This is a genomic window from Mycobacterium sp. OTB74 (assembly GCF_029892685.1).
In the GTDB taxonomy this organism is placed as follows: Bacteria; Actinomycetota; Actinomycetes; order Mycobacteriales; family Mycobacteriaceae; genus Mycobacterium.
This window is the reverse complement of the sequence record NZ_JARXVD010000026.1, coordinates 1-26203: the sequence shown is the minus strand read 5'-3', so window position 1 is coordinate 26203 and position 26203 is coordinate 1. Positions and strand designations below refer to the sequence as shown.

The window sequence follows — 26203 nt, the reverse complement described above, 5'->3', positions numbered from 1 at the left end:
CGAGCAGCGGCACATTAAGTTAGGTCTCCTGGCCTGGCGCGTTGGCGGTGAGTTCGGCGACCGTCGCTTCGATCCGTTCGCGGTCGGCACTGATCGATTCACTGGCCTTCGCAGTGGCCCGGCTGAGTGCCTCGTTGATCCGGGCCTCGACGGTTGCCGCCCCGAGTCGCAGCAGTCCGTCCTCGATGAACAGATCGGTCAACCAGTGGTGTCCGTTGAGCGTCACCTCGACGGTTCTGGCCTCGTCCGTGGCGGTGAACGACTCGGTGTTCATCTTGGCCAGTTGGTCGTCCATAACCGACTGCAGACGCTGTGCGTGCTGGAGGACCGCAGCGACCTGGGGGTGGATGTCCGTCACTTGGTGTCCTTCTTATCCTCGATCTTGGTGCGCCGGCGGTGACCGATAGGCCCTGCCGTGTACGCGCGATCCTCGACATACAACGCCTCGTCGGGGGACAGGTTGGGGTTGCGCTTCTTTTCTTTGCCGCCTTCGCCCTTACCGCCGTGGCCCATGCCACCCATGCCGCCGCCCATGCCACCATTGGCGCCCCCGCCGAGCGGGGGTTTACCGGCCGCGGCATTACTGCCGCCCGGGCCGGCCCCGGCGGCCAGCGCGGGTGCGGTCGCAGCCGGCTGCATACGTTGACCACCCAGGCCGCCGCTGCCTGCACCGCCGCCACCGGCCGACCCGCCACCGGCGCCGCCGCCGAGACCGGCCGGGCTGACGCTTGGTTCGTCGGGCATTTTCGGCATGTCGCCCAGACCGCTGGGCATACCGCCGCCGGACGGCGAACCGCCGCCCGAGCCGCCGCCCTCGGGCTTCCCGCCACCAGAGCCACCGCCGGACGGTGAACCACCGCCCTGCGGTTGACCGCCGGCGTCCGGCTTGCTCAGCGGCATGCCGCTCTCCGACTCGCCCTGCGGCTGTTGGCCTCCGGGCGGTTGGCCGCCACCTGGCTGACCACCGCCGCCACCGGGGCCGGCCGGCGGGCTGCTGGGCTTGGAATCCGGTGAGACCGGACCCATCGGCGGGTCCTTGAAATCAATGGTGTTGAACAGCAGTCGGCCGGCATAGCTGTTCCGTACCTCGTCAGACTTGGTCTGCTTAGCCGCGTACTCATTCATGTACGCGGCGGGGTCGCTGGCAAGGCTGTTGACGTGTTGAATATCGGCCTCGGTGGGGTGCTGCGCGTGCTCGCCGATGTGGGCGTCGACGAAGGCCATGACCTGCGGAATGTACTGGCTGTTGATGGCTTCCGTGATGTCGTACATCCACGACTCGTGATGGCGCAGCGCCATTTCGGCGGCCTCAGAACCCGGGCCCTCCCAGTGCATGTTGGCCATGGAGAACTTCCGGGCATGGTTGTCCATGTCTTTAACCAGGGCGATCAGCGAATCTTTGTACGCCAGTAGCCCTTTGCACTGGTCGCCGCCGTTGAATTGCTCCACCGCATCGGTCCACTTCACCCCGTCGTCGCCGGGGTAGGAGCCACTGGCTCCGGCCAGGGCTCCTGCCTCTGCGGCGAGCGATGCGCCAGTGAGCGTCGGTGGAGGCGACAGCGGAGGGGCGTCAGCACCCGACGGTGCCCCCGATTCGATCTGCTGCTTCAGTGACTCATCCAAGTTGCCGTAGGCCGCCGCCGCTGTCCGCAGTCGCGTGCCGAGATGCGCTGCCTCGTAGGCGCCACGTTTGAGCACTGCGCTCAGTCGTTCGTGAGTGGCCTGCAGACGCTCAGCGCCCTTGCCTGACAGGGTCAGTAGGCAGGGTGCGTTCGGGCCGGCCTGGGACCACGCCGGGTATCCGTCAGTGAGTTCGTTGGCCCTGCGTTCAAGGTCCCCCGTGCTGACGTGCAGGATTTGGGCTGCGCCCTTGCTGTCCGCCATGTTCTATCCCCCTACTTCTCCAGAGCCACTTGGAATCGGCTCTCTTCACGCGGGTTGATCAGCCGGATTGGCAGCTGCCGATGCCGCGGAGTGTCAATGAAGTTGTGTCGCAACAGGATTCGAGATATTCCGGGGTGCGGACCAAGGTAGGTGGTCGAATTTGGCCAGGAGATCTTGGGCACGTTGCCGATCCGGGCATTGATGAACCCGGCGAAGTCGCGGAACTGCGGCGCCAGCGTCACCACGGCTCCGGCAGCGGCGGAGCGCACCACGAACTGGGTGAACATATGGGCGTCACCAAGATTGATGGTGGCGTCGACGTTGTCGAATGGCATGTATACCGGGTAGCGATCGGCGGTCTCACCGACCAGCACGCCGGCCGAACCGATGGGAAGTTCGTAATGCCGATCGGTGATGGGACTCAACCCATTCAGCGCCGCCCGTTGGCCGCCGAACAGGCAGGAGAACCCGCGTGGTGTGGTGGGGGTAGCGAGCGTCGTCAGCAGCACGGTTGCGGTGGGTGCTTCGCCGGGACGAACGCGCACCCGCGTGATGGTGTGATCGGCGCGCGCCGACCACCAGGCATTAGGCCCACCGGGAGCTGAGTAGGCGGCGGTAAAAGTACTGCGCCCCTTGACCATTGACCAGGTTTCGCGCTCGAAGCTGATCTCGGTGGCCCGGTCGAACTCGTCGAAACTGCGGGCGCAACGGGCGTCGATGCCGTTGCTGGCCAACTGGTCCGCGATCCGGGTCGTGCTGGCCACCAGATACGCGGCCAGGCCCGACACCCCGGTATCCCGGCGCAGCGCCGACCTCCTGGTCTCTTCGGGCTTGGCGCGCAACATAATCCACGTCCTGCGATTGGCCGGTGCCGGATAGGGGCCGATCACCTGTTCGTACAGGGCGACGACGCTCGACGGCGCGGTCTTGCCCACGCGGTAGCCGGACGAGACGATGTCGGCTTCGAGATCCGGGGCGTGAGCCGTCAGCAGATCTTCGACCAACCGGGTGTTTATGTTGTCGTCGGTGAAGGCCTCACCAGCGACGATCACCGTCGGGGTGAATGACCTGGGCACCAGTCCGATCAGGGACACCAGGTGATCACCCAGCCAGCGGACCGCGACGTGATCGCCGGGCATCACAGTGGCGCCGACTGCGGATTCCGAGGGCGCGGGCGGGGCCACCTTGTGCCTGCGCCGCCAGGAGAACAGGGCGGCGATCCAGCCGGTCAGGCGCCGGCCGCGGATGGTCAGGATGGCGAACAGCGCGATCAGAGACCCCAGCACGATGCCCAGCCACAGCAGGTGCCCACGAATGCAGGTCAGCACCGCCGCGGGCACCATGACTGCAGCCCAGAGCAGGTGTCCGGTGGTGAAGCGGAACCCGAAGAGCCCGAACAGTTCCTTCATCGGCGCCTCAGCGCCCGGCGGGTCACGGCGCCGAGGCCGAGCAACACGATCAGTGCTGCTCCGCCAGCCACCACCATCGTGATGGGGCCGCGGTCCGGCGGCGGGTTGTACACCGGCGGCGGGATGCTCTTGACCTGGTAGGGGGCCTGCTTGGCGCCGGCCGGAACGTCCCAGGTCAGTGCGGCGACTGGATCGATGACGCCAGCCCCGACGTAGTTGTCCACGCCGCCGCCCGGGTGCCGCGCGGTGGCGGTTATACGGGTGACGACCTGTGCTGCGGTCAGGTCCGGGAAGCGTTGGCGCAGCAGTGCCGCCAGTCCCGACACGTAAGCCGCGGCGAACGAGGTGCCGTTGATGGGCACCTGGCCGTCCTGCCCGTTGAGTGCGTTCACCGGGTTGCCCTCATAGCCCAGCGCGACCGCGTTCTCGGCGGGCGCAGCCACGCCGACCCACGGCCCGGACATGGAGAAGTTACTGGGCTGACCGGTCTGCCCGATGCCGCCGACGGTGAGGACCAACGGCGAGTACCAAGCCGGCGAGACGATGGTCTGCACCTGCTTCCAGCCCCGCGGGTCAGATGGGACTCCAGCGTCCGGCGGCGGGTTCTGCGAGCAATCCTGTCCGGTGTTACCGGCCGCGGCCACAACAACGGCGTTCTTGATGTTCACGGCGTACGCGATGGCCGAGCCGACCACCGATTCGTTGATGGCGCGCGTCACCTTGTAGCAGGCGGCCTCGCTGATGTTGATCACCTGTGCACCGAGGTTCGCGGCATGCACGATGGCCCGGGCCAGGCTGCGCAGCGAACCTGCGGTCTGGGTGGTGTTGGGGTCGTTTGGGTCGGTACGCGCGTTTGTCGGCTGGAACGCCTCCGAGGTCTGGCGCAGCGACAGGATGCGGGCATCGGGCGCCATGCCCACGAATGCGTCACCCGGTGCCGGCCGGCCGGCGATGATCGACGCGGTCAGAGTGCCGTGCGCGTCGCAGTCGGACATGCCGTTGCCGCCCTTGTCGACGAAATCGCCGCCCGGTTCGGCCGGAACCCGGGCCGAGCCGTTGACGCCGGTATCGATCACCGCGACGGTGATCCCGGCGCCGGTGGCGAATTTCTGCGCCTCTGCGATATGCAGGTAGTCGTTCGCCCAAGGCTTGTCGGCGAAATTCGAGTTGGGGGCTACTGCCGGAGTCTGGCAGGTCTTGCGCTGCTCCATTGGCTGGTCGGGGCCGGTTTCATCCGGGGGGACTGCAACGGGGTCGATGGCGGGTGGCTCTACGGCGAGCACCGGCGGCGCGCTGGCCACCGCCATGAGAACTGCCGCGGTTACTGCTACTAGACGACGCATGAGCCGGGCCCCCCGAAATAGGGGTCACCGCTCGTCGCGAACTGGATCCCCCGCTGCAAATAAACATCCGTTGTGGCTGCATACGCTGCCGCAACGGCCCCTATAGCCAACTGCACACGGCAATCTTAATGGTGCCCTCAGCCGCCTCAACGCGGATTCTTGCCGGTAGGCGCCGAGGCCGGCCGGCGTGCGTGGCCGGCGGCGCAAGTCATGTGACGGCGCTGGGCGCACCGTGCCCACTGGGGGCCGCGGCTGGAACGCTCAGCAACTCCAATGCTCCGAGGCTGGCAGCGACGGTCACCAGCGGTAGTGCGGCCTCTACGGCCAGCTTCTGGCCGGCGGCCTCGGCGCGGAGGGCCAGGGCGAAACCATCACTGATCGGGTCTGGGTTGCTCTCGCCCGCACAGATCGCCGCGGTGCGTGCCTCCAGCATGGTCCGGACTGTCGGGTATGCCGACAACGGCGGCGGCACCACGTCGGCGATCAGGTCGGCGGCGGCGCGCAGCCGGACCACCTCGTTGGCTGCTCGGACGGTCGGGGCCCGTTGCTCGCTGGCCCCGCCGCTTTCGGAAAGATAGTGGCGCACAGCGTCATCCACGGTCCGAGTCACAGTGAGGGCATTGTGGCTCAGTGCATTGACCCGGTCGGTCGCGGACTCGGAGGCTCCGCGTGTCACCCGTCGTACCGCGGCGGTGAGGTAATCCGAACCGACCGCCCAGGCAGCATCCAATGCCCTGGACACAGCTGCACCCGACCCGCGAGGCCAGAGCAGGACCGAAACCACGACACCGACCGCCGCGCCAACCAAGACGTCCTCCAACCGCAGCAGTCCCACTCGCCAGCCGATCGGGCTGATCAGGTTGTAGTTGATCAACACCAGCATGGTGAACATGGCCTGGCCGGCCACGAACGAGAAGACGTTGGGCACATACGCCGAACCGAACGCCACCACGGGCAGCATCAACCACATCACAACGGGGTCCACGCCCATTACCTGAATGAACGCGACGCCCAGTACGAAGCCGATCACCGTGCCGCCGACCGCACGCATAACTCGGGTTCCGGTGGTCAACGCGCTGCTGCGCAACACCGACAATGACGCCAGTACCACCCAGAACCCGTGCTGCACCGGGAACAGATGCGTCACGGCGACCGCCACCGCCAGACCTAACCCGGTGCGCAGGCTGGTACGCACCACCACCGCGCCGGTCGTGACAAATCCCGACGGGATGGCGGCGACGGCCTCAGATTCGGACAGCACCCGGTCGGATATGCCGGATTCGGGCAAGTGCCGGCCCAGCACCCGTGCCCACACCGGGCGCGCGTCGGCGTCGGCGGCCAGTCCGATCACCCGCCCTGTCGCGCCGATACACGCGGTAAATGTCCTCAGCCGCAGCAGTTTTCGGCCAGTTGCCACTGCCAGCAGATCGTCCGGCTGGTCCAGGATTTCGGTGATGTCTTCGCGATAGCGGCCGTGGGCTGCGGTGCGGTGGTCGGCCAGTGCGGCCGTGAGGTCGGCGCGGTAGCGGGCTCGATCCTCCGTTCCGGACCTGCCACGGGAGGTGCTCAGCACCCGCGCGCAGTCGTTGAGCACCCGGATGGTGGGCCCGCGGGTGGCAGCCAGCAGCGTCGCCGTGCCGTCGGTGACCTGATCGCAGAGCCACTGCAGATCGTCGACCACTCGCACCAGCGCCCGGCTGCCCGCGGTCAGTCCAACGGGACGGAAGTCGGCGCCGATGAAGTTGTCATGCAAGGCCGCCATCGCCTCGTCGAGTTGATGTGCGGTGGCCGACCCCTCCAGTCGCGCGGCCAGCGTGCGGCACACCTGGGCTGCGTGCTTGCGCAGGTCGTCGTGATGAGTGGGTGGGAACACAAGCAGCGCGGCGGGCACCGCGACAGCCCAGGCGATCGCCCAGCCGAGCAACCGCTCGCCGACGGGACCAGGCGGTGTGCAGATCGGCAGCACAAAGGTCATCAGGGTCGCGCGCTGGCCGGCTGCGACGATCTCACTGAGCACCCCGGCGAACATCACTGCGACGCCGACGACGAACGTCGTCAAGACGGCCAGCCACGGGTGTCGAGCTACCAAAGTTCCCAAAGTGATCAGAACCACACCGTTGAATCCCAGACCGCTGTAGGCCAGCGCGCGTGCCGCGCGGTTGCCTGGAAAATCGGCGACAATGAGCAGGGCGACGGCACCGAAGATCGCGAACATGGTGACCTGCGTGCCGCCGAGATGCCGCCCGACGCCGACTCCGATCGCAGCCACTACCGGAAGCGTCAGTGCAGCCCGTGCCGCACGGCGGGCAGCGTCGTATTCAGGGTCGCGTTCCCGCAGTCGAGCGGCGGCGCGGTCCCACAACTGCATCAGGGCGTCAGCGACGCGGGGCACCGGGCAACATGTGGTGCCGGACTCCGTCCGGCGTGTCCGGAGCGGACTCGCGGGCGCAGCTCGTGTGAGGACACGTGTGTCATGCCAATTCACCCTAGTTGCCCCTACTTGCACTGACGCGCATCAGCAAGACCGCGGTTTCGGGGGGTGTTTGGGGCGGGCTCCTCGGAACCCGGTGCGGGGGTGGAGTGTTCGCGCGTTGGCGCAGAGATCCGCAATTCGCATCGATTAGTAGGCAAATTTGCTGGGCGGAGGTGAGGGCGTCTCTGTGTTGACGTGGCCGCCAGAGCCCCCCGAGATCTGTGGCACAATTTGACGATGCCGTACATTGCAACGCGCGGTCCGGGTCGACCGCCCGCAGCTAAGGCCGCTGAAACCCGTGAGCGCATCGTGCATGCAGCACGTGAGGTTTTCAGCGAACTCGGATACGACGCCGCCACTTTTCAGGCGATCGCCGTTCGCGCGGATTTGACCCGACCGGCAATTAACCACTATTTCGTCAACAAGCGTGTGCTGTACCGCGAGGTGCTCGATCAGACCAGCGAGGCGGTGGTTGCCGCGGGCCGTCGCCGGGCCGAGGATGAGCCGACCTTCCTCAAGCGGCTGTCGGCCTTCTTCGTCTCGACCATCCAGGCCGATACCAAGGACCGCTGGGCGGCGGCATTCCTGGTCACCTCGATCTTGGAGTCGCAGCGGCACCCCGAGTTGCGCGAGGAAGAGCACAATCCTCTGACGGCCTCCCGCGAGTTCATGACCTGGGCGGTGGCCGATGCCATCGAGCGTGGTGAGCTGACCGTCGATACCGATGTCGAGACCCTGGTCGAGATGCTCGTCGCGGTGCTGTGGGGGATGGGTTTCTACGCGGGTTATGTTGGTAGTGAGCGCGAAGCGGCTGCGGTCGTCGAGCGCCTGGAGCTGTTGTTGGCCAACAAGCTCTGGCAGATCACCGACTGACCCAAACGGAGTGGCCCGTGAGCACGATGCGTTCGCATGACGACACCTGGGACATCGCAACCAGCGTCGGATCGACCGCAGTGATGGTCGCGGCCGCGCGCGCCGGCGAGACCGAGCGCGACGATGCACTGATCCGTGACCCGTACGCCAAGATTCTGATCGCCGGCGCTGGTACGGGCGTGTGGGAAACCATCCTGGACGGCGATTTCAGCGACAGGGTGGCCAGCGCTGACCCCGAGGTGGCAGCGGTACTCGAACACATGGGCAACTACCAGGCGGTGCGTACCCATTTCTTCGATGCGTTCTTCGCCGACGCCAGTGCGGCCGGTATCCGCCAGGTGGTGATCCTGGCCTCGGGGTTGGACTCCCGCGCTTACCGGCTGGACTGGCCTGCCGGCACTGCGGTCTTTGAGATCGACCAGCCCAAGGTGCTGGAGTACAAGTCCCAGACTTTGCAAGAGCATGGCGTGACTCCACAGGCCGAACTGAAGCAATTACCGGTCGACCTGCGGCATGACTGGCCGAAGGCGCTGCGGGAAGCAGGCTTTGATCCCTCCGCGCCGACAGCATGGCTGGCCGAGGGCCTGTTGATGTACCTGCCGGCCGACGCCCAGGACACGTTGTTCGAGAACGTCACCGCGCTCAGTGCGCCAGGCAGCCGGATTGCGGTGGAGACCGTCGGGCAGCACGCGGACGACCGGCGCCAGCGCATGCGCGAGCGCTTCGAGCAGTTCGCCAACCAAATTGGCGTTGAGCAGCGGGTCGATGTGCAGGAGCTGATGTACAACGATCCCGACCGCGCCGACGTCGGGCAGTGGTTGGACGCGCACGGCTGGACGTCCCAGTCGGTGACTTCGCAGGACGAGATGCGTCGGCTGGGCCGGTGGGTCCAACTTGAGACCACCGACGACAAGGCGTTCTCGAATTTCGTGACAGCGCTGAAGAACTGAAGTGAGCCCCCAAGCCCTTCAAACCAACCGGGTGGTTGGTTAGGATTTGGTGTCGCCTGGCTCACGTAAGGACACCGTCATGACTACCGACTCAGTCGTTCCCGTCGCACCACAGGTGGATATTCCCGCGGTCGTCGCCGGCCTGCGGAAAACCTATGCCACTGGCCGCACCCGGGATCTGGCCTGGCGCAAGAAGCAACTGCTGGCGCTGGCCCGCGCGATGGAGGAGAACGAAGCCGCCATCGCCAAGGCGCTGGAGACCGACCTGGGCCGTAAACCCTTCGAGGCCTGGCTGGCCGACAGTGTGGGCACTATCGCCGAGGCCAAGGACGCGGCCAAGAACGTCGAGAAGTGGGCCAAGCGCCGATACCGGCTACTGGAGCGTTCGCAACTGCCCGGCCGCGGTTGGGTGGAGTACGAGCCCTACGGCACCGTGCTGATCATCGGCGCGTGGAACTTCCCGTTCTATCTGACCCTTGGCCCGCTGGTCGGGGCGCTCGCCGCGGGAAACACAGTGGTACTCAAGCCATCCGAGCTCGCGCCGGCATCGTCGCGCCTGATGGCCGAGCTGGTGACGCGCTACCTGGACACCGACGCGATCGTGGTCGTCGAGGGCGATGGCATGGTCAGCCAGGAACTCATTGCACAGGGCTTCGACCGGATCATGTTCACCGGCGGCACCGAGATCGGCAAGAAGATCATGGCGGCGGCTGCCCCCCATCTGACCCCGGTCACTCTGGAACTGGGCGGTAAGAGTCCCGTGATCGTCGCCGCCGATGCCGACGTCGACATCGCGGCCAAGCGCATCGCCTGGACCAAGCTGGTCAACTCGGGGCAAATCTGTGTCGCGCCGGATTACGCGATTGTCGAGGCGTCCGTCAAAGATCGCTTCGTCAGCAAGGTCCGTGAGGCCATCGAAACGTTCCGAGCGGAGGACCCCGCCGGTATGCCGATCGTCAATGAGCGCCAGTTCAACCGGCTCAGTGGATATCTGGGCAGCACCGGCGGGCAGGTGGTGATCGGCGGTGGGTCGGATGCCGCCACGCTGACCATCGAGCCGACCGTTGTGGTGGACCCGCCCCTGGACGCGCCGTTGATGACCGAGGAGATCTTCGGCCCGATCCTGCCGATCATCACCGTCGGCTCCATCGATGAAGCCATCCGATTCGTCAACGCCCGGCCCAAGCCGCTGGCCGCGTACCTGTTCACCAAGGCAAAGGCTGTGCGCGAGAAGGTGATCCGGGAGGTGCCCGCGGGAGGCATGCTGGTCAATCACCTGGTGTTCCAGGTGTCGACGTCCAAGCTGCCGTTCGGTGGCGTCGGCCCGTCGGGTATGGGCGCCTACCACGGCAAGTACGGCTTCCTGGAGTTCAGTCACTGCAAGTCGGTGATGACCAAGCCGACCCGGCCAGACCTGACCAACTTGATCTACCCGCCGTACAGCAATAAGGCGTGGAAGCTGGCCCGTAAGTTCTTCTAGCTCGGCCGGGTGCCGGGCGCCGTGGCTGAGCCTGAGGTGACCCGGATGACGGGCTGTCAACGGCCCGCCGTATACACAAGGGGAGCCCACCGCGGTGGGCAGTAACGGTTTGTTTGTCTAGAGAGGAATCCCATGCCCGGAGTGCAGGATCGCGTCGTCGTCGTCACCGGTGCCGGTGGTGGCCTGGGGCGTGAATACGCGTTGACCCTTGCCCGCGAAGGCGCCTGCGTCGTGGTCAATGACCTCGGTGGTGCCCGCGACGGCACCGGTGCCGGCCACAACATGGCCGACCATGTGGTCGAGGAGATCAAGGCCGCCGGCGGCCGTGCCGTCGCCAACTACGACTCGGTGGCCGACCCCGAGGGCGCCGAGAACATCGTCAAGACCGCGATCGAGGCCTTCGGCAAGATCGACGGCGTCGTGAGCAACGCGGGCATCCTGCGCGACGGCACCTTCCACAAGATGACCCAGGAGCAGTGGGACTCCGTGCTCAAGGTGCACTTGTACGGCGGTTTCAACGTGATCCGCGCCGCCTGGCCGCACTTCCGCGAGAACGCCTACGGCCGTGTCGTGGTCGCCACCTCGACCAGCGGTCTGTTCGGCAACTTCGGTCAGGCCAACTACAGCGCCGCAAAGCTGGGCCTGGTCGGTCTGATCAACACGCTGGCCCAGGAAGGCGCCAAGTACAACATCAAGTTGAACGCCGTCGCCCCGATCGCGGCCACCCGCATGACCGAGGACATCCTGCCCAAGGAGGTCCTGGAGAAGCTGACCCCGGAGTACGTCGCTCCGGTCGTCGCGCAGCTGTGCAGCGAAGAGCTGCCCGAGACCGGGTCCATCTTCATCGTCGGTGGCGGCAAGGTGCAGCGCACCGCGCTGTTCCAGAACGAGGGCATCACGTTCGACCACGTGCCGAGCGTCGACGAGGTTGCCGCCAAGTGGGGCGAGATCACCGACTTGTCCGCCGCCCAGCAGGCCACCTTCTCGCTCGGCTGATAAATGAAAGCGCTTGTAGCGCAGTCGCTGACCGGTCCATCCGGGCTGGCCTACGTCGAGGTCGATGACCCCGCCTCTTCGGATGCGGTGGTCATCGACGTCGGCGCCGCCGGCGTCTGCTTCCCCGATCTGCTGTTGATCCGCGGCGAGTACCAACTCAAGTTGCCGCCGGGATTCACCCCGGGCATGGAAGTCGCCGGCACCGTCCGGTCCGCTCCTACTGACTCCGGTATTTTTGCCGGACAGCGAGTTTCGGCTTTCACCATGGTGGGTGGCTACGCCCAGCAAGCGGTGGCGATGCCGACTTCGGTGATTCCCACGCCGGACGGTTTGGATGACGCCGCCGCGGTCTGCCTGTTGGGCAACTACTACACCATGTACTTCGCTCTGGCTCGTCGCGGCGGACTGCTGGCCGGGGAGACCGTACTGGTGCTCGGTTCCGCGGGCGGTGTCGGCGTAGCGGCGATTCAGATTGCAAAGGCCATGGGCGCCAAAGTGATTGCCATGGTGCACCGCGTTGAAGCGATGGATTTCGTGACGAGCCTGGGCGCCGATGTGGTGCTGCCGTTGGCCGAGGGTTGGCGACAGGCGGTCCTGGATGCCACCGGCGGCCGTGGGGTGGACCTGGTGGTCGATCCGATCGGTGGTGACGCTTTTGACGACGCGGTCCGCGTCCTGGCCACCGAAGGTCGACTGCTGGTGCTGGGTTTCGCTGCCGGACAGGGCATTCCGAACGTCAAGGTGAACCGGCTGCTGCTGCGCAACATCAGCGTCGTCGGCGTCGGCTACGGAGAGTTTGTCAACAAGGTGCCGGGTACGGCCGCCGAGATCGGTGCCGGCCTGGCCACCCTGGTCGCAGCGGGGCTGCGGCCACCGGAGCCGGTACGCTTTCCGTTGTCCGACGGTGCGGCGGCACTACAGGCGTTGGCGGACGGCAAGATTCACGGCAAGGCAGTGCTGGAACCGTGACTGTGCCGGCGACGAACGTGGCTTCCGGATGAGTACGCCAGGGCTGCTGCTGGTCGCGTTGTTCATCGCGATCGGGCTGGTGTGCGTCGTGGTGCCGATCTTGCCGGGCGGGCTGGTGGTGTTCGCCGCCATAGCGGTGTGGGCCCTGCTGGTGCAGACAACCGCCGCCTGGGTGGTATTGGCCGTTGCTGCAACGCTTTTCGTCGCAGCCGAGGTGATCAAGTTCATCTGGCCCATGCAGCGAATGAAGCGAGCCGATGTGTCAACCCGGAGCCTGGTGGTCGGCGCAATCCTGGGCGTCATCGGCTTCTTCGTGATCCCGGTACTGGGGATGGCCATCGGATTTGTGCTCGGGGTATTCGTATCCGAATACGCTGCAGTGCATAACGGGGGCCAGGCCTGGGGGTCGACCAAGCACGCGATCAAGGGCGTGGCGCTGGCGATGGGTGTCGAACTCACCGCCGCGTTGCTCGCGGCGGTGACTTGGGCGGTCGCGGTGTTGGCTGCCTAGCCGAGGGCCTGCACCGGACAGCTCAAGGCTGACCCGGGGGCGGGTTCGCCTGTGGCACAGTCTATTTGCTCAGCCGAAGCAGACCGATATCAGGCAACTACCGATAAGTGAAACGTCGGGTATTAGCACACCGGCGCCGGGGAGGCCTCCCACTGCAAGTCCGAGGAAGCCGGCCCCGCCGACCCCGCCGGCTCCGCCCGACGCATGAAATAGATCTACCGCATAGCCGGTGCCGCCCGCGCCGCCGACGCCACCTACCGCACCGGCATCCAACAGCCCCGAGGCGGAGCCGCCGGCCCCGCCGCCCCCGCCGATGGCCATTCCCGCGGGGATGGAGCCGGCGCTGAGGAAGTTGTAAGCATCGCCACCGGCGCCGCCGGCCCCGCCGAGCAAGCTCCCGGTCCCGCCGGCTCCGCCTATTCCGCCGACAGCGGTGGCGTCAGTGCTGGTGATGCCGGTGAATTGATCTATCGCAGTCAAGAAGTAAGTCGTCTGGTCGAAGCCCCAAATGATTGAAACGCCGCCAGTACCGCCGGCCCCACCGGCACCGGCGGTGCCGTTACCGCCCGCCCCGCCGGCACCGCCGACGATGGTGCCGGCGGTGTAGGCCCCGTTGAAGTATCCGAGTCCGAGGCTGACCACCCAACCGCCGGTCCCGCCGGCACCCCCGATGGCGCCGTTGCCGCCGGTACCGCCGGTACCGCCGTTGCCGCTGAGCAGCCCACCGGCACCGCCGGTGCCGCCGGTACCGCCGGTCCCAGAAGCGCTGGCGCCGCCGGTGCCTCCGGTGCCGCCGGTGCCCCATAAAAGCGCGTCGCCACCGTTCCCACCGGTTGCACCATTCGACGTCCCGGTGCTGGCCGCGCCGGTGCCGCCGGTGCCGCCATTGCCGATCAGCCCCGCGTCACCCCCGTTGCCGCCGGCCAGGCCGGAGTCATCGGGCTGTGAGTAACCGTTGCCGCCGTTGCCGATGATCCACCCACCGGGTTGGCCATCTGGGCTGGCTGCTGTCCCGTCGGCGCCGTTGCCGACGAGCGCACGCCCCTCCCAAGAGTTGGTGACCAGGGCGGTGATTACGTCTTGGAGGGAGAACGGTACTGGGGTAACGAAGATGTTGAGCAGGGTGGGGCCGGTGCCGTTGATTACTGCGGCGAGGATGTTGCACGCAATCTGGGCTGTCGTGCTGAGGGCAGCGTTGATGACAACCGTTCCTGCCGTTATTGCCGCCGTGCTCGTGGTGGCCGCCGCTGTCGTCGCCGCCAGGCCCGTGGTGGCCGCCGCCGATGTCGTCGCCGCCAAGCTCGTGGGAGCCGCCGCCGTTGTCGTCTTGGCGGCCGTCGTCGTGGCGGCTGCAGGCGCCACAGAAACCGGAGTCGTGGTAGCCAATGTCGTGGCTGTATTCGGTGCGGCGGCCGCGATTGCCTGGGCCAGCTGCTGTAAGAAGGACGACGTCGTCGTCGAAGCTGCCGAATTCGAGCCGCCACTCGTGGTGGCCGCTGTCTTGGATGAGCTCGGCGAGGTGGCCGTAGCCGTAGAGGTGCCGGCCGCTGGGGTGGCGGTCGCTGGGGTGGTGGTCGCCGTCTGGGGAACGGCAGAAGTCGAAGACGCCGGCGAAGCCGCAGTGGCTGAGCTGGTGTCGGATGCGCTGGTGGTGGGCGACGGTGTGGATGTGCTCGAGGGGGCGGTCGCGGCCACCGAAGTACGGTGCACTGCCCGCGACGATGTCGTTGCAGAAGCTGAAGAAGCCGAGTTGGCGCGGGCCGAGACTGAGTGCCCGTCAGGCTTGGAGCCAGAGGAACCAATCGAGTTGGTCGAACCGGCTGACTTGGCAGCGTTCGATTGCTTCGAGTCGGTGGCCTTCCGCGTGGAGCTGGTGCTGGTCTGTTTCGACGACGAAGTATTGCTGTGATTGGTCGAGGTGGACTCGTGGTTTTTGGAGTCGGCGTGAGCGATCCCGCTATTGCCGGCGAATGAAGCGCAGACGCCCAAGGTGAGCGCGCTGGTCCCGAGGTAGGTGGGGATCTTGCTCTGTGGTTGGGGAGCACGGTGGCGGCCCCCATAGCGCGGCACCGCGGCCTGAGACCTGCTGGTCGCACGGTGTTGTGCACTCATAGTTAATTCCTAGCTAGCACCGAATCCAGCTTGCCAAAACTGGAAACCGGCTGGGAGTCTATGGGACCGCTGGTACCGAATCTCGCTTTTTGTGAAGCATAGTGGGATTCCAGCACATTTTTTACCCAAGGGTTAGTTGATTGGTTCTTAACCGATACAGCTATTTTGTCGTCAGCCGAGCAGCACGCCGCGAAGCCGCGTCAGCTGATCTGCGCTGACCCCGATGGTATGGAGATAATTCACCATCGATCCGTACTCGGCATCCACCACACCCAGCGCCGCGTGCAGGTATTCCTCGCGGACTCCAAGCACCTCTTCGGTGAGCCGTGCCTCGGCGAATGTGATCACCTCGGCGGTTTCGCCCGCGCGGGTACGAATGGTCTCCAAGATGCTGTCGCGCAGTTGCGGCACCGCATCATTGCTGCGCAGGAAGTCGGCCAGAATGGCGTCTCGCGGAACCCCCACGGCGCCCAGCATCACCGCGACCGTGAAGCCGGTGCGATCCTTGCCGGCGAAGCAGTGCGCGATCACCGGCCGGGAATCGGCCAGCATCGAAATCACTTGTCGCAGAGCCAGATGCGCTCCGGGCAGGGTGGGGAAGCGGCGATACTCCTCAACCATGAACCGGCCTGCCGCAGCGGCGACTTCTTCGTCGGCCGGCTTGTCGGTCATCATCTTCTCGAAGGTCTGCTCGTGCGGTGCCTCGGCACCTTCAGCGGCAGCGCCGGCAGCCAGTTCGTGGAATGGCAAAAGGTGCACTGCGACTCCGTCGGGCACCTGGCCGGGGCCGCGCCGCTCGACTTCCTTCAGCGACCGCAGGTCCGCGACATCGGTGATACCGAAGTGGGACAGGGCATTTCGGCCACCACCGTCCAGACCGCTGAGCTCACTGGACCTGAAGAACCGCCCAGGAAGGATGCCGGTCTCCTCGGCGACGTCGCGAAAATTCCATGCGCCGGACAGCTCCAGACCCGTCGACCGCATCAATGACCTGCCTTGAGTGCGGCAGCCGCCAGTGCTGAGCGTTCGCGGCCCAGCTCGGCGCGGGCGATGGAGCGCATGTGCACCTCGTCGGGTCCGTCGAACAACCGCATGGCCCGGTGCCAGCCGTACAGCCGGGCCAGGGGGACGTCGTCGCTGACCCCGGCAGCACCGTGCACCTGGATGGCCCGGTCGATCACATTGCAGGCCACCTGAGGCGCAACCGCCTTGATCTGCGCGACTTCGGTTGCCGCAGCCTTGTTGCCCTTCTGGTCGATGGTCCACGCCGCCTTGTGACACAGCAGCCTGGCTTGGTCTATCTCATTGCGGGACTTGGCAATCGACTCACGCACCACACCCTGCTCGGCGAGTGGCTTGCCGAAGGCGACGCGCTTTTGTACCCGATCGACCATCAACGCCAGCGCCCGCTCGGCCGCGCCGAGCGCCCGCATGCAATGGTGGATACGGCCCGGCCCGAGCCGCGCCTGCGCGATCGCAAAGCCGGACCCCTCCTCGTGCAGCAGATTCTCCGCAGGCACCCGGACGTTGTCGAACACGATCTCGCAGTGCCCGTGCTGGTCCTGCCAGCCGAACACCGGCAGCGAGCGAAGGACGGTGACCCCTGGTGTTTCTACGGGAACCAGGATCATGGACTGCTGCTGGTGTGACGCCGCATCCGGATTGGTTCGGCCCATCACGATCAGGATTTTGCAGCGGGGGTCAGCCGCCCCGCTGATCCACCATTTGCGGCCGTTGATGACGTAGTCGCCACCGTCGCGCAGCATCGTGGTCTCGATGTTGCGGGCATCGCTGGAGGCGACCGCCGGCTCCGTCATTGCGAACGCGCTGCGGAACTCACCATTGAGCAGCGGTTCCAGCCACTGCTTGCGTTGCTGCTCGGTGGCAAATAGGTGAAGAGTCTCCATATTGCCGGTGTCGGGAGCGGCGCAGTTAATCGCCTCCGGAGCGATCTCCATGCTCCAGCCTGAAATCTCGGCCAGCGGGGCGTACTCGAGATTGGTCAAACCGGATTCGTCTGGCAAAAAAAGGTTCCACAAGCCGCGCTTACGGGCCTCGACCTTGAGCTCCTCCACCACCGGCGGAACGGTGTGGTCGTCCGGTCCCGCGGCATGCCGATAACGGTCGTATTCAGCTTCGGCGGGAAACACGAGTTCGGTCATGAACTCGGTGAGTCTGTCCTGATAGTCCTGTGCCTTGGCCGACAACGCGAAGTCCATGACGGCCACGATATGCCACATGGTTAGACAGGTGGAAGCGTGGCTATGTACAGGGGCTGTTCATCGAGTAGACGGGCCTTCAGCAGGCGTCAGGTGGGCGTCACTGATGTCTAGCGCGACCATCAATTCGTCACCTCAATCCGCGCCATCGGTCGAGTCCGCCGTGCGCCTCCAGCACCGAGTCGAGCAGGTTCGACGTCATGAGGGGCCTTCCGCTGGGGTTGCCTCCCGAACAACGCCCACTGAGCGACAGTGGGTTCCGCCCAGGGTGGTCCTGTCACTACCAGGGTCACGGGGGCCGGGCTATCGCCGACAACTCCGGAATACCGCGGGCGCTGCCCGCGCTGCGTCGAGGACCAAACCCCCAGACACGGAAAGGGCCGACCAGTGTCCACCATTCGATTCCACGCAAACACCACGTTGACTCCCGATCAATTCGTCGCCGGGCTCACCGACTTCGGTCCGGGCCGTGAACAAGTCTTTTCCAACAGCGCAGATTCCTACCTTCAGGTGCACTCGCAGGGGCCCGGCCGAGCCGACGTCACTGAGGGTTCCGGTCTGATCTGGGAACGTCTCGACTATGACTGGACCGATCCGAACCTGGTGGAGCTGATTACAACCGATTCCAATGTGTTCGGCGGTGCGTCCGGTTATGTGTACAACCTGACCCGTCAGCCTGACGGAACGACTGACGTGGACGTTGTGATCGTGCGCGAGGGCAAGAACTTCAAAGGCAAGGTGCTTTCATGGGTACTGGGCACTGTCGGTAAGGGATCATTGCGAAAAGCCTTCCAGGGCAGCGTTCGCGGAATGGAAGCACGCAATGGGCTAGCGGTGCCGCCGCGCGGGTAATCGCCGTGTCCGACACAGCGTTAGGAAGGTGAGAGCCATGCGGTCTGTTGTGGCCAGCAGTCTGGGCGAACCATCGGATGTTCTGCAGCTGCAGGACATCCCGATTCCGGAGCCAGGTCCCGGCCAGGTCCGGATCCGTGTCAAGGCTGCACCTGTGCATGCCAGCGATCTGCACACGGTCCGCGGTAGGTACGGCTTCGTGCCGGAGTTCCCTACGGTGCCGGGAATCGAATCCGTCGGAGTGGTGGACAAAATCGGTAGTGGCACAGACGGTTTGACCGTCGGGCAACGTGTCATCACGGTCGGGGTCAGGGGCACCTGGCAGGAGCATGTTGTTGCCGATGCCACACGGGTCCTCCCTGTACCCGAGGGCATGAGCGATTCGACGGCAGCCCAGGTTCTCAGTAATCCGTTGACCGCCGTGATCTTGACCGGGGACGAACTCGATGTTCGGCCGGGTGAATGGCTGTTGCAAACCGCGGCCGGTTCAACGGTGGGGCAGTCGGTAATCCAGCTCGGAGCGCACGTCGGCTTCAAGACCATCAACGTGGTCCGTCGTCGCTCTGCTGTCGACGACATTCTCGCTTTGGGGGGAACTGCGGTGATCTGTACCGAGGACGAGGATCTGCGCGAGAGGGTGGCCGAGATCGTCGGCAGCGAGGGCGTGTCCAAAGCGATGGACAGTGTCAGCGGCCAGGTGGGTGCCGACGTTTCACGAGCGTTGGCACCGGGCGGCGAGCTAGTTGTCTATGGTGCGTTGTCGACGCACCGCCAAACCGAACCCGACAGACTGACGATTCCCGTCTTCGCGCGTTCACTAATCTACGAAACCAAAAGCGTTCGGGGGTTCTGGCTGTTTCGCTGGTTCAACCAGGCGCCGAGAGATCGGATGGCAGCTGCAATCGACCGGACGATTCAGCTCGTTGACAGCGGTGTGTTGCAAGTGCCGGAGGGACAACCGCTTCCCGTCGAAAAATTCAGTGAGGCAGTCTATTTGGCTGAAGCGCCGCAACACGGGGGCAAGCCGCTGCTGGTGTTCGAATCTTAGGGTGACACAACGCATGACCCCGCTCGAAACCGCGAAGTCCCTCCCCGCGACGACAAAGCGGGGAGGGACTGGTCTGGGTTGGGTCAGTGTGCGCGGTGCGGTTCCAGAGCGGTTACGTGGTAGACGCCGTGGTGCCAACGAGCGCCCGGGATGGCCTGCGGGGCAGGCTGGGCCTTGGTGTCCGGGGTGGCGACCACGTGGGGCGGCCGTACGTCTTCGCCGATCGTGGTGGCCCCCGCGGTGCCGGCCAGTCCGAGGGCGGCGCTGCCGACGATGCCGGCCGAGATGATCGAGAAGCCGAAGATGCGGGTGGCGTTCATATGAATTCTCCTGTGTCAGTGGACTTTTGGTGTCCTGCGTCGGAGTGTTCCGGCGATGACTCAAGATTGCCGCGGCGCGGGTCTTTTGTATGTCCGGCGATCGGCCCATGTGCCGGGGGAATCGCGGGTCCACCGATCGGGGGACCCCATGGTGGCTCGTCGGTTGAACTCCTGCGCGATCGCCTGCGCTCCTGGCTGCACCGTGCGACGCTGGCGATATGTCCAGCGACAAGGTCCGCGTCGTGGTCGGCGATGACCACCCAATGTTCCGCGACGGGGTGGTGCGTGCGCTTGCCTCCAGCGGTCTCATCGAGGTATTGGCCGAGGCCGATGACGGGGTGTCGGCCCTGACAGCGATCAGAGAACACTCGCCCCAAGTAGCGCTGCTGGACTACCGCATGCCCGGTCTGGACGGTGCCGAGGTGGCCGCCGCGGTCAAGCGGGACGGGCTGACGACCAGGGTGCTGCTGCTGTCAGCCCACGACGAGTCGGCGATCGTATTCCGGGCCCTGCAACAGGGCGCCGCAGGATTTCTTCCCAAGGAGTCCAGCCGCAGCGAGTTGGTCAACGCGGTGCTGGAGTGCGCTAAGGGCCGTGACGTGGTGGCGCCCAGCCTGGCCGCCGGGCTAGCCGGAGAGATCCGCAAACTGGCCGAACCTGAAGGTCCGGTGCTCAGTCCCCGCGAACGTGAGGTACTGCAGCTGATCGCTGCCGGTGCCACCATCCCGACGATCGCCAAGCAGCTGTTCTTGGCCCCGTCGACCGTGAAGACCCATGTGCAGCGGCTCTATGAGAAGCTCGGCGTCGCCGACCGGGCCGCTGCCGTCGCCGAAGCAATGCGCCGAAAACTTTTGGACTAGAGGTGCATTCGATTCTGCGTCGGGCAGCTGACCACCTGACTGCTGAGCCGGCGCGGATCTCGGCGGCGCTGCGGCTGCCGCTGATCTGCCTGATTGCGGTGCTGGTCTGGATATGGGAGGTGGACCACTGGTTACCGCAGCTGTATGCGGTGATTCTGGGGCTGTATGCGATTGCCGCGGTGGTGTGGCTGGTGGCGGTGCTGCGCGGGCCGGTGCCACGCTGGGCTGACTGGGCGTCCACCGGTATTGACCTACTGGTGATCCTCTCGCTGTGCCTGGTGTCCGGCGGTGCAACCGCAGCCCTGCTGCCGGTCTTCTTCCTGCTGCCCATCTCAGTGGCGTTCCAGGACCGCCCGCTGATGACTGGAGTCATCGGAATCCTCACCGCCGCAGGCTATCTGGCGGTGTGGATCTTCTATTCGGAGCGCGATGACCGCGTCGGCCTGCCGAACATGGTCTATACCCGTTTCGGCTTTCTGCTGTGGTTGGCGGTTGCGACCACAGTGCTGTGTTTTGTGCTGGCACGCAGGCAGTCTCGGGTGCAAAGCCTGCAGGAGATGCGTCGACAGCTGGTGTCCGAGGCCATGCAGTCCGACGAGCGGCACAATCGCGAGGTGGCCGAAGGTCTGCACGACGGGCCGCTGCAGACGCTGCTGGCGGCCCGGCTGCAACTCGACGAGATCCGCGGCCGCATCCCGGACCCACAGTTGGACGCGGTCTATGCGGCGTTGCAAGAAACTGCTACAGCACTGCGGTCCACGGTCACCGAATTGGACCCGCCGGTGCTGGCTCAGCTGGGCCTGACGCCTGCGGTACAAGAGTTGTTGCGGCAGTTCGAATCTCGGACCGGTCTTAGCGTCCATGCCGATCTGGACGAGGTGGGTAAGCCGGACTCGGAACAGTTGCTGTACCGCGCGGCGCGCGAACTGCTGACCAACATCGGCAAGCATGCACAGGTTTCGGCGGTAACTGTGCAGCTGGGCCGGGTCGACGATCGGGTGGTGCTCACGGTCACCGACGACGGCAACGGGTTCGAACCCGAGGTCAACCAGTACGTCGCCGACGGCCACATCGGTCTGGGTTCGCTGACGATCCGATTCGAGGCGATGGGCGGCTCGATAGACATCGACTCGCGTCCCGGACGAGGAACCCGGGTGACTGCGGTGTCGCCGCCCGAACGAGTCGCGTAACCGCCAACTTCTACTGTTCGGCCGATCTCGGCTCGGTGTCGGTGTCGGGCAGTTGGTCGTTGGTGGTCCAGGTGTAGCGCTGTTCGGGTGTGCCGGCGCTGCCGAGCATGAACGCACGGTGAAACCGCGCATCACGCGCAATGGTGGCCAACCAGGTAGCCACCGTGCTGACGCGGTTGCGCAGTCCGGTGAGAAACGCGATGTGAATGAAACCCCAACCCAGCCAGCCGAAAAAGCCGGCCAGCCGAACGGGACCAACCTGCAGCAGGGCCTTGCCATGGCTGATGTAGGCCGCTGAACCAAGGTCGCGGTACCGGTACGGCCGGCGGGGCTTGCCCGCCAGTTCGCGCCGGACGCAGGACGCCACATGCAGTCCGCCCTGCATGGCGTTCTCGGCGACACCGGGCAGGTTGTCCCGGCCTGCCAAGTCGCCGATGACGAAGACTTCGGGATGGCCGGGGACCGACAGGTCGTCACCGACCTGGATGCGGCCGGCCCGGTCGGTAGTGGCTCCGAGCACCTGGGCGACTCGTCGGGCGAACGGCACCGCTTCCACGCCGGCGGTCCACAAGACCGTGCGCGCCGCATAGTCTTCAGTTTTCCCGTCCGCCTTCGCCGTGACTGTCAACCCGCCGCGCCGCACGTCGGTGACGTGCACGCCCAGACGCAGCTCGACACCCAGCTTCTGCAGCACTCGGGTGGCTTTGTCGGAAAGATCGGGCGCGAAGCTCTTCAGCACCCGGTCACCGCCGTCGAACAGCACCACCCTGGCTTCTTCAGGCTCGATGCTGTGGAATTCGTGCGCCAGGGTCCGGGTCGCCATCTCCCTGATTTGCCCAGCCAGTTCGACTCCCGTGGGGCCACCGCCGGACACCGCGAACGTCAGCCACTCGTCACGCTCCGGACCGGGCGGCAGGGTCTCGGCGATCTCGAACGCGGTGAACAGTCGTTGGCGGATGGTCAGGGCGTCGTCGATGGTCTTCATCCCCGGCGCCCACTGCACAAAATGCTCGTTGCCCATGTAGGACTGCTGCATTCCGGCGGCAATGACGAGCACGTCGTAGTCGACGGTGAACGTGGTTTCGTCGGGACGCAGCGCGGTCACCACATGAGCCTCGGGATCGAGGTCGAGCGCTTCGCCGAGCAAGATGGTGACGTTGCGGTGGCGGGCAAATTCTTCGCGGAGTGGACGGCTGATGTGTCCGATGCTCAACGTGCCGGTGGCACATTGATAGAGCAGGGGCTGGAACAGGTGACCGGCAGTGCGGTCCAGGACAGTCACGTCGACATCAGCACTGCCCAGTCTGCGCGCGCAGAACAGTCCGCCAAAGCCGCCGCCGACGATCAACACCTTGGTGCGCTCGTTGCCCATTGCCACCAGGGTAGACCGATGGCGACGGCGTAAGGCCGCTTACGCGCGGTTACGGGCTGAGGATGGCTCCCATTGCGGGCGAGACCCGTTGAGGGAAACGGTTATAGGAATTTCTGGCTGGAGATGATCTTCTGGAAGTTCTAGACAGCTCAGCCACGAATCCACTTCCTGCCGACAGGCCCGCGACGGGGACTGCACCCGGTGTGTAGTCCAACTGTTGCAGCGGAAGGTGGCTGACACACGAGTAGTCGACTACCCGTTCTGCAAGGGCCGGCGACGCGAGCAGTCGCGGGGATAGAGTGCGTAATTCGAACGTGAGATTCGTTGAAAAATTCGGACTTTCACGAATGGCGCGAAATCCCGCGCAGCCTTTTGGGTCCCGCTCAGCTGAAATCGGGATACGGTGCTTTCGGTCCGATACGTCTATACCATCATGCGTCTTACGCACGAAAGAGGCCCAAAATGCCCGACGCTGGTCCAGATTCGGAGCTGTCCCGCAGACTGTTTAACAGCAACTCGTCGGGAATGGCTGCCACGAGTTCCGAGACCAACACTTATGACAGTGCGCTGTTGGAGCAGTACAAGCTTTATGTTGAGATGGCCGACCGCATCAGCGCCCGCCGCGGCCAGGCAAACTCCTATTTCTTGACGCTGAACACTGCGCTGGTCGGGCTTTTCCCTGCCGTCACCAAAATGCAGGTTGGCGACAAGGCTGGCTGGCTGGCGATTCCACTCGTGGCGTTACTCGGCGAATGCTTTGCGTGGTTCTACCTGGTTCGTGGTTACCGTCTGCTGAACACCGCCAAATACGACGTAGTGGGCGCGCTGGAGGAGCGGTTGCCTGCCTCGCCCTGGGGAGCCGAGTGGTGGGCGTTGACTGAAAGAGCAGGGCGAGCACGTTACTGGCCACTCTCGCACATCGAGAACTGGATACCGGTGCTGTTCGCGCTCATGTATGTGGCGGGGTACCTGGTGATTGTTCTGAATTAATGGCGGCGTTGGGCGGTCACCGGCGAAATTCAAGTAGCTGTCTACCCTAATGCTTTGCCGCGGGTGCGGCGCACTATGACGTTATGGCGCGACTACCAGGCCTTTGGCCACCCCGAGCTGGTTGGGGTGGGTGAGCATGGACGAGGATTTCTGGGACGACCTGCTCTCTCACATCAGGCAGCAGGTGCTAGTACCTGTTATTGGACCTGATCTGGCGATTGTCAACGTCGGTGGCGCCGAGCGGACGTTGACGACGGTCATTGGTCAACGCGTCGCGGAACACTTTCACCTGGACGTACCGCCCGGTGACATAGCCACGGGTGAAGCGGTGGAAGCGTATCTGCGGGAGCGTGGCGCGGATGAGGCCGAGCGCTTGTATCGAGTCATCAACGACATCATCATCGAACTCGATCCACTCCCCGGCGACGGGCTTCGCGATCTGGCCGCGATTGATGACCTTCGCTTCTTGGTCAGTACGACGCCTGACCAATTGCTTGCAAGGGCGATCAACGAGGTCCGATTCAATGGCCGGCCAGGCGTGCGTCAACTCGCGTTCTCTCTCAACCAGTCCACCAACCAACAAGCGCTGAATGCGCGAGAACCTACGACCGATACCGTCGTGCTCAATCTGTTCGGCCAAGCTTCCTCGACGCCCCAGTATGCGATTCACGATGAGGATCGGCTTGAGTGGATGCACTCGCTGGTCAGCGACACCGCCAGCCTGCCCGACTGGATCGCCCATCGGTTGAAGCATCAGCCAATCCTGTTCATAGGTTGTGAGATTCCCGATTGGCTCGGACGGTTTCTGTTGCGGATGTCCAGCGAAACAAGGCTATCCCTGGAACGCAGCCAATTCTTCTTCGCCGGCTGCACAAGCTCGCGTGAACCGTCCCTTTCGAATTTCTTTGGCACCTACTGCCGTCGGGGGTTGGTCGAGCAAACGGACATGGACCCAGTGGAGTTCGTTGCACAGTTGCGCTCCCGATGGGAAGCGCGGCGAACTCCGAAGTGCCGTCCCATGGCCCATGCCACGGCTCAGCTGGAGTCGGGGGATCCCAAGGTTTTCATCAGCTACATGCGCGAGGACATCGATGCCGCACGGCGATTGCGCAACGCGATCTGCGACCTGGGCGGGGAAGTGTGGTTCGACGAGGATGGGATACGCCCGGGTGACAAGTGGGAGCAGGAAGTGTGGACCCAGATTCGAGGGGCACGGCTGTTCATCGCAGTCATATCCGCGAACATGAAGGACGTGGACGAGGGCTTCGTCTACAACGAGTGGAACCAAGCTCTGAAGCGGTCACGCTCCATCGTCGGACGAAGCTTCATTGTGCCGGTGGTGATCGACGAGGACTACAACGGAGACCCAAATAGCTATCCGAATCTTCTGCCCGGATTCCACGATCTTGACTTTGGGTGGGCCCCAGGCGGTGACCCTGATGACGGATTGAAAGCGATGCTCACCTCGGCAATTCGCGACGCGTATCGAACCGGCGCGGCCTGAGCGATGGAGCGGTAGCCGTGAAACTCGACAGAGGTAACCCGTGGCCAGGACTGGAATCGTTCGCAGAAGATGCGCATGCGTTCTTCTTCGGGCGTGATAGCGAAATCGCAGAGCTGCAAATCCGTGTGATCGACAATCCGGTCACGGTCTTGTACGGGCGTTCCGGCTTCGGTAAGACGTCATTGCTGCAAGCCGGCCTGTTCCCGTCGCTGCGTGCGCATCACTTTCTCCCTATTCATATCCGTTTCGATCTCAAACCCGGTGCGGAACCGCTCGCCCGCCAGCTGCAGCATGCTGTCAGTGAGTCGATCAAGGCTGACGCCTCAGACGCCCTGTTGCCGTCGGATTCGGAGTCGGTCTGGGAATACTTGCATCGCAAGGATTTTGAACTATGGAGCCGCAGAAACCATCCCCTGATACCGGTGATCGTGCTCGATCAGTTCGAGGAACTGTTCACCCTCGGTAAGCAGGTCCCCGATCTGGTGAACGCTTTTCGAATTGAGTTCGGTGACTTGGCTGAGAACCGAATTCCAGCCGACTTGGCTACGCGGATCGACGCCGACGAGGTGGTGGCACAACAATTCAACCTGCGATCGCGCGACTACAAGCTGTTGATCAGTCTGCGCGAAGATTTCCTTCCCGACCTTGAGGGATGGCGCCGGCTGATTCCGACGCTGGGTCGATCTCGGCAGAGACTTCGGCGCCTGGACGCCGACGAAGCGTACGCCGCTGTGTATGAGCCTGCTGCACATAGGGTCTGCTGCACGAATAGGTGACACCTGATCTGCCTAGTTTTCAGAGCTGGGCTGAAAGGATGTCATCGTGTCCAAGCCGTATCCCAAGGAGTT

24 protein-coding genes and 1 pseudogene are annotated in these 26203 nt (G+C 64.8%); 15 read left to right on the top strand and 10 right to left on the bottom strand.

All coding sequences use genetic code 11. From position 1 onward, the window contains the following. Nucleotides 1-19 precede the first annotated feature (19 nt). The 5 genes from M2432_RS25290 to M2432_RS25270 all read right to left on the bottom strand — a co-directional run bounded on the left by M2432_RS25290 (nucleotide 20) and on the right by M2432_RS25270 (nucleotide 7004). A complete protein-coding gene (locus M2432_RS25290; RefSeq protein WP_280829589.1) occupies nucleotides 20-358 on the bottom strand; it encodes a YbaB/EbfC family nucleoid-associated protein in 339 nt (112 codons plus the stop codon). Then, complete coding sequence (locus M2432_RS25285) at nucleotides 355-1884, bottom strand: hypothetical protein (RefSeq protein ID WP_280829588.1); 1530 nt, start codon at nucleotides 1882-1884, stop codon at nucleotides 355-357. Before M2432_RS25285 ends, M2432_RS25290 begins: the two co-directional genes overlap by 4 nt. A gap of 11 nt (nucleotides 1885-1895) precedes the next feature. Next, complete coding sequence (eccE, locus tag M2432_RS25280; RefSeq protein WP_280829587.1) at nucleotides 1896-3293, bottom strand: type VII secretion protein EccE; 1398 nt, start codon at nucleotides 3291-3293, stop codon at nucleotides 1896-1898. Next, nucleotides 3290-4636 (bottom strand): type VII secretion-associated serine protease mycosin, encoded by a 1347-nt coding sequence (gene mycP / locus M2432_RS25275; protein ID WP_280829586.1) that lies wholly within the window; start codon nucleotides 4634-4636, stop codon nucleotides 3290-3292. The genes eccE and mycP overlap by 4 nt, the downstream gene beginning before the upstream one ends. Before the next feature lie 208 nt (nucleotides 4637-4844). Then, nucleotides 4845-7004 (bottom strand): FUSC family protein, encoded by a 2160-nt coding sequence (locus M2432_RS25270; RefSeq protein ID WP_280829631.1) that lies wholly within the window; start codon nucleotides 7002-7004, stop codon nucleotides 4845-4847. 342 nt (nucleotides 7005-7346) lie between these two features. Between M2432_RS25270 and M2432_RS25265 the strand changes: the two genes are divergently transcribed. From M2432_RS25265 to M2432_RS25240, 6 genes are all read left to right on the top strand, one after another. After that, the gene (locus M2432_RS25265) at nucleotides 7347-7982 is read left to right on the top strand and encodes a TetR/AcrR family transcriptional regulator (protein ID WP_280829585.1); all 636 of its coding nucleotides are present in this window, start codon (nucleotides 7347-7349) and stop codon (nucleotides 7980-7982) included. 17 nt (nucleotides 7983-7999) lie between these two features. After that, the gene (locus M2432_RS25260; RefSeq protein WP_280829584.1) at nucleotides 8000-8932 is read left to right on the top strand and encodes a class I SAM-dependent methyltransferase; all 933 of its coding nucleotides are present in this window, start codon (nucleotides 8000-8002) and stop codon (nucleotides 8930-8932) included. A gap of 79 nt (nucleotides 8933-9011) precedes the next feature. Continuing rightward, a complete protein-coding gene (locus M2432_RS25255; RefSeq protein ID WP_280829583.1) occupies nucleotides 9012-10412 on the top strand; it encodes an aldehyde dehydrogenase family protein in 1401 nt (466 codons plus the stop codon). A 132-nt stretch (nucleotides 10413-10544) separates the two neighbouring features. Then, complete coding sequence (locus M2432_RS25250) at nucleotides 10545-11408, top strand: SDR family oxidoreductase (RefSeq protein WP_280829582.1); 864 nt, start codon at nucleotides 10545-10547, stop codon at nucleotides 11406-11408. A gap of 3 nt (nucleotides 11409-11411) precedes the next feature. Then, nucleotides 11412-12377 (top strand): NADPH:quinone oxidoreductase family protein, encoded by a 966-nt coding sequence (locus tag M2432_RS25245; protein ID WP_280829581.1) that lies wholly within the window; start codon nucleotides 11412-11414, stop codon nucleotides 12375-12377. A 28-nt stretch (nucleotides 12378-12405) separates the two neighbouring features. Beyond that, on the top strand, nucleotides 12406-12888 hold the full coding sequence (locus M2432_RS25240) for a DUF456 domain-containing protein (protein ID WP_280829580.1): 483 nt from the start codon (nucleotides 12406-12408) through the stop codon (nucleotides 12886-12888). Nucleotides 12889-12957: 69 nt separating this feature from the next. Here M2432_RS25240 and M2432_RS25235 read toward each other — a convergent pair whose 3' ends face one another. Beyond that, nucleotides 12958-14187 (bottom strand): PGRS repeat-containing protein, encoded by a 1230-nt coding sequence (locus M2432_RS25235; protein ID WP_280829579.1) that lies wholly within the window; start codon nucleotides 14185-14187, stop codon nucleotides 12958-12960. Between M2432_RS25235 and M2432_RS25230 the strand changes: the two genes are divergently transcribed. After that, nucleotides 14159-14797 carry a hypothetical protein gene (locus M2432_RS25230; protein WP_280829578.1) on the top strand — a complete coding sequence of 213 codons (639 nt, stop codon included), beginning with the start codon at nucleotides 14159-14161 and terminating at the stop codon, nucleotides 14795-14797. The two genes, M2432_RS25235 and M2432_RS25230, sit on opposite strands and share 29 nt — an antisense overlap. 374 nt (nucleotides 14798-15171) lie before the next feature. Here the strand turns inward: M2432_RS25230 and M2432_RS25225 are convergent, their stop codons facing one another. After that, nucleotides 15172-15984: a tyrosine-protein phosphatase gene (locus M2432_RS25225; RefSeq protein WP_280829577.1), complete on the bottom strand. Its 813-nt coding sequence runs from the start codon at nucleotides 15982-15984 to the stop codon at nucleotides 15172-15174. Next, a complete protein-coding gene (locus M2432_RS25220) occupies nucleotides 15984-17207 on the bottom strand; it encodes an acyl-CoA dehydrogenase family protein (RefSeq protein WP_280829630.1) in 1224 nt (407 codons plus the stop codon). Before M2432_RS25220 ends, M2432_RS25225 begins: the two co-directional genes overlap by 1 nt. A 399-nt stretch (nucleotides 17208-17606) precedes the next feature. Between M2432_RS25220 and M2432_RS25215 the strand changes: the two genes are divergently transcribed. From M2432_RS25215 to M2432_RS25205, 3 genes and pseudogenes are all read left to right on the top strand, one after another. Further along, the gene (locus M2432_RS25215; RefSeq protein ID WP_280829576.1) at nucleotides 17607-18071 is read left to right on the top strand and encodes a hypothetical protein; all 465 of its coding nucleotides are present in this window, start codon (nucleotides 17607-17609) and stop codon (nucleotides 18069-18071) included. 37 nt (nucleotides 18072-18108) lie between these two features. Next, nucleotides 18109-18360: pseudogene (locus tag M2432_RS25210) on the top strand (alcohol dehydrogenase catalytic domain-containing protein); the annotation flags it as partial. Nucleotides 18361-18444: 84 nt separating this feature from the next. Then, nucleotides 18445-19119: a zinc-dependent alcohol dehydrogenase family protein gene (locus M2432_RS25205; RefSeq protein WP_280829629.1), complete on the top strand. Its 675-nt coding sequence runs from the start codon at nucleotides 18445-18447 to the stop codon at nucleotides 19117-19119. Nucleotides 19120-19202: 83 nt separating this feature from the next. Here M2432_RS25205 and M2432_RS25200 read toward each other — a convergent pair whose 3' ends face one another. Beyond that, on the bottom strand, nucleotides 19203-19439 hold the full coding sequence (locus M2432_RS25200; RefSeq protein WP_280829575.1) for a hypothetical protein: 237 nt from the start codon (nucleotides 19437-19439) through the stop codon (nucleotides 19203-19205). Between the two features lie 218 nt (nucleotides 19440-19657). Between M2432_RS25200 and M2432_RS25195 the strand changes: the two genes are divergently transcribed. Both M2432_RS25195 and M2432_RS25190 read left to right on the top strand, forming a co-directional pair. Beyond that, nucleotides 19658-20299, top strand: coding sequence for a response regulator transcription factor (locus M2432_RS25195; RefSeq protein ID WP_280829574.1), 642 nt, complete (start codon nucleotides 19658-19660; stop codon nucleotides 20297-20299). Between the two features lie 11 nt (nucleotides 20300-20310). Continuing rightward, nucleotides 20311-21489 (top strand): sensor histidine kinase, encoded by a 1179-nt coding sequence (locus M2432_RS25190; protein ID WP_280829628.1) that lies wholly within the window; start codon nucleotides 20311-20313, stop codon nucleotides 21487-21489. 10 nt (nucleotides 21490-21499) lie between these two features. Here the strand turns inward: M2432_RS25190 and M2432_RS25185 are convergent, their stop codons facing one another. Then, nucleotides 21500-22861, bottom strand: coding sequence for an NAD(P)/FAD-dependent oxidoreductase (locus M2432_RS25185; protein WP_280829573.1), 1362 nt, complete (start codon nucleotides 22859-22861; stop codon nucleotides 21500-21502). A gap of 462 nt (nucleotides 22862-23323) precedes the next feature. On the opposite strand from M2432_RS25185, the gene M2432_RS25180 reads away from it, so the two are divergent. From M2432_RS25180 to M2432_RS25170, 3 genes are all read left to right on the top strand, one after another. Beyond that, nucleotides 23324-23851 carry a hypothetical protein gene (locus M2432_RS25180; protein ID WP_280829572.1) on the top strand — a complete coding sequence of 176 codons (528 nt, stop codon included), beginning with the start codon at nucleotides 23324-23326 and terminating at the stop codon, nucleotides 23849-23851. A gap of 136 nt (nucleotides 23852-23987) precedes the next feature. Then, nucleotides 23988-25355 carry a toll/interleukin-1 receptor domain-containing protein gene (locus tag M2432_RS25175; RefSeq protein WP_280829571.1) on the top strand — a complete coding sequence of 456 codons (1368 nt, stop codon included), beginning with the start codon at nucleotides 23988-23990 and terminating at the stop codon, nucleotides 25353-25355. 17 nt (nucleotides 25356-25372) lie between these two features. Then, nucleotides 25373-26131, top strand: a complete 759-nt coding sequence (locus tag M2432_RS25170) for a hypothetical protein (RefSeq protein WP_280829570.1) — start codon at nucleotides 25373-25375, stop codon at nucleotides 26129-26131. Nucleotides 26132-26203 lie beyond the last annotated feature (72 nt).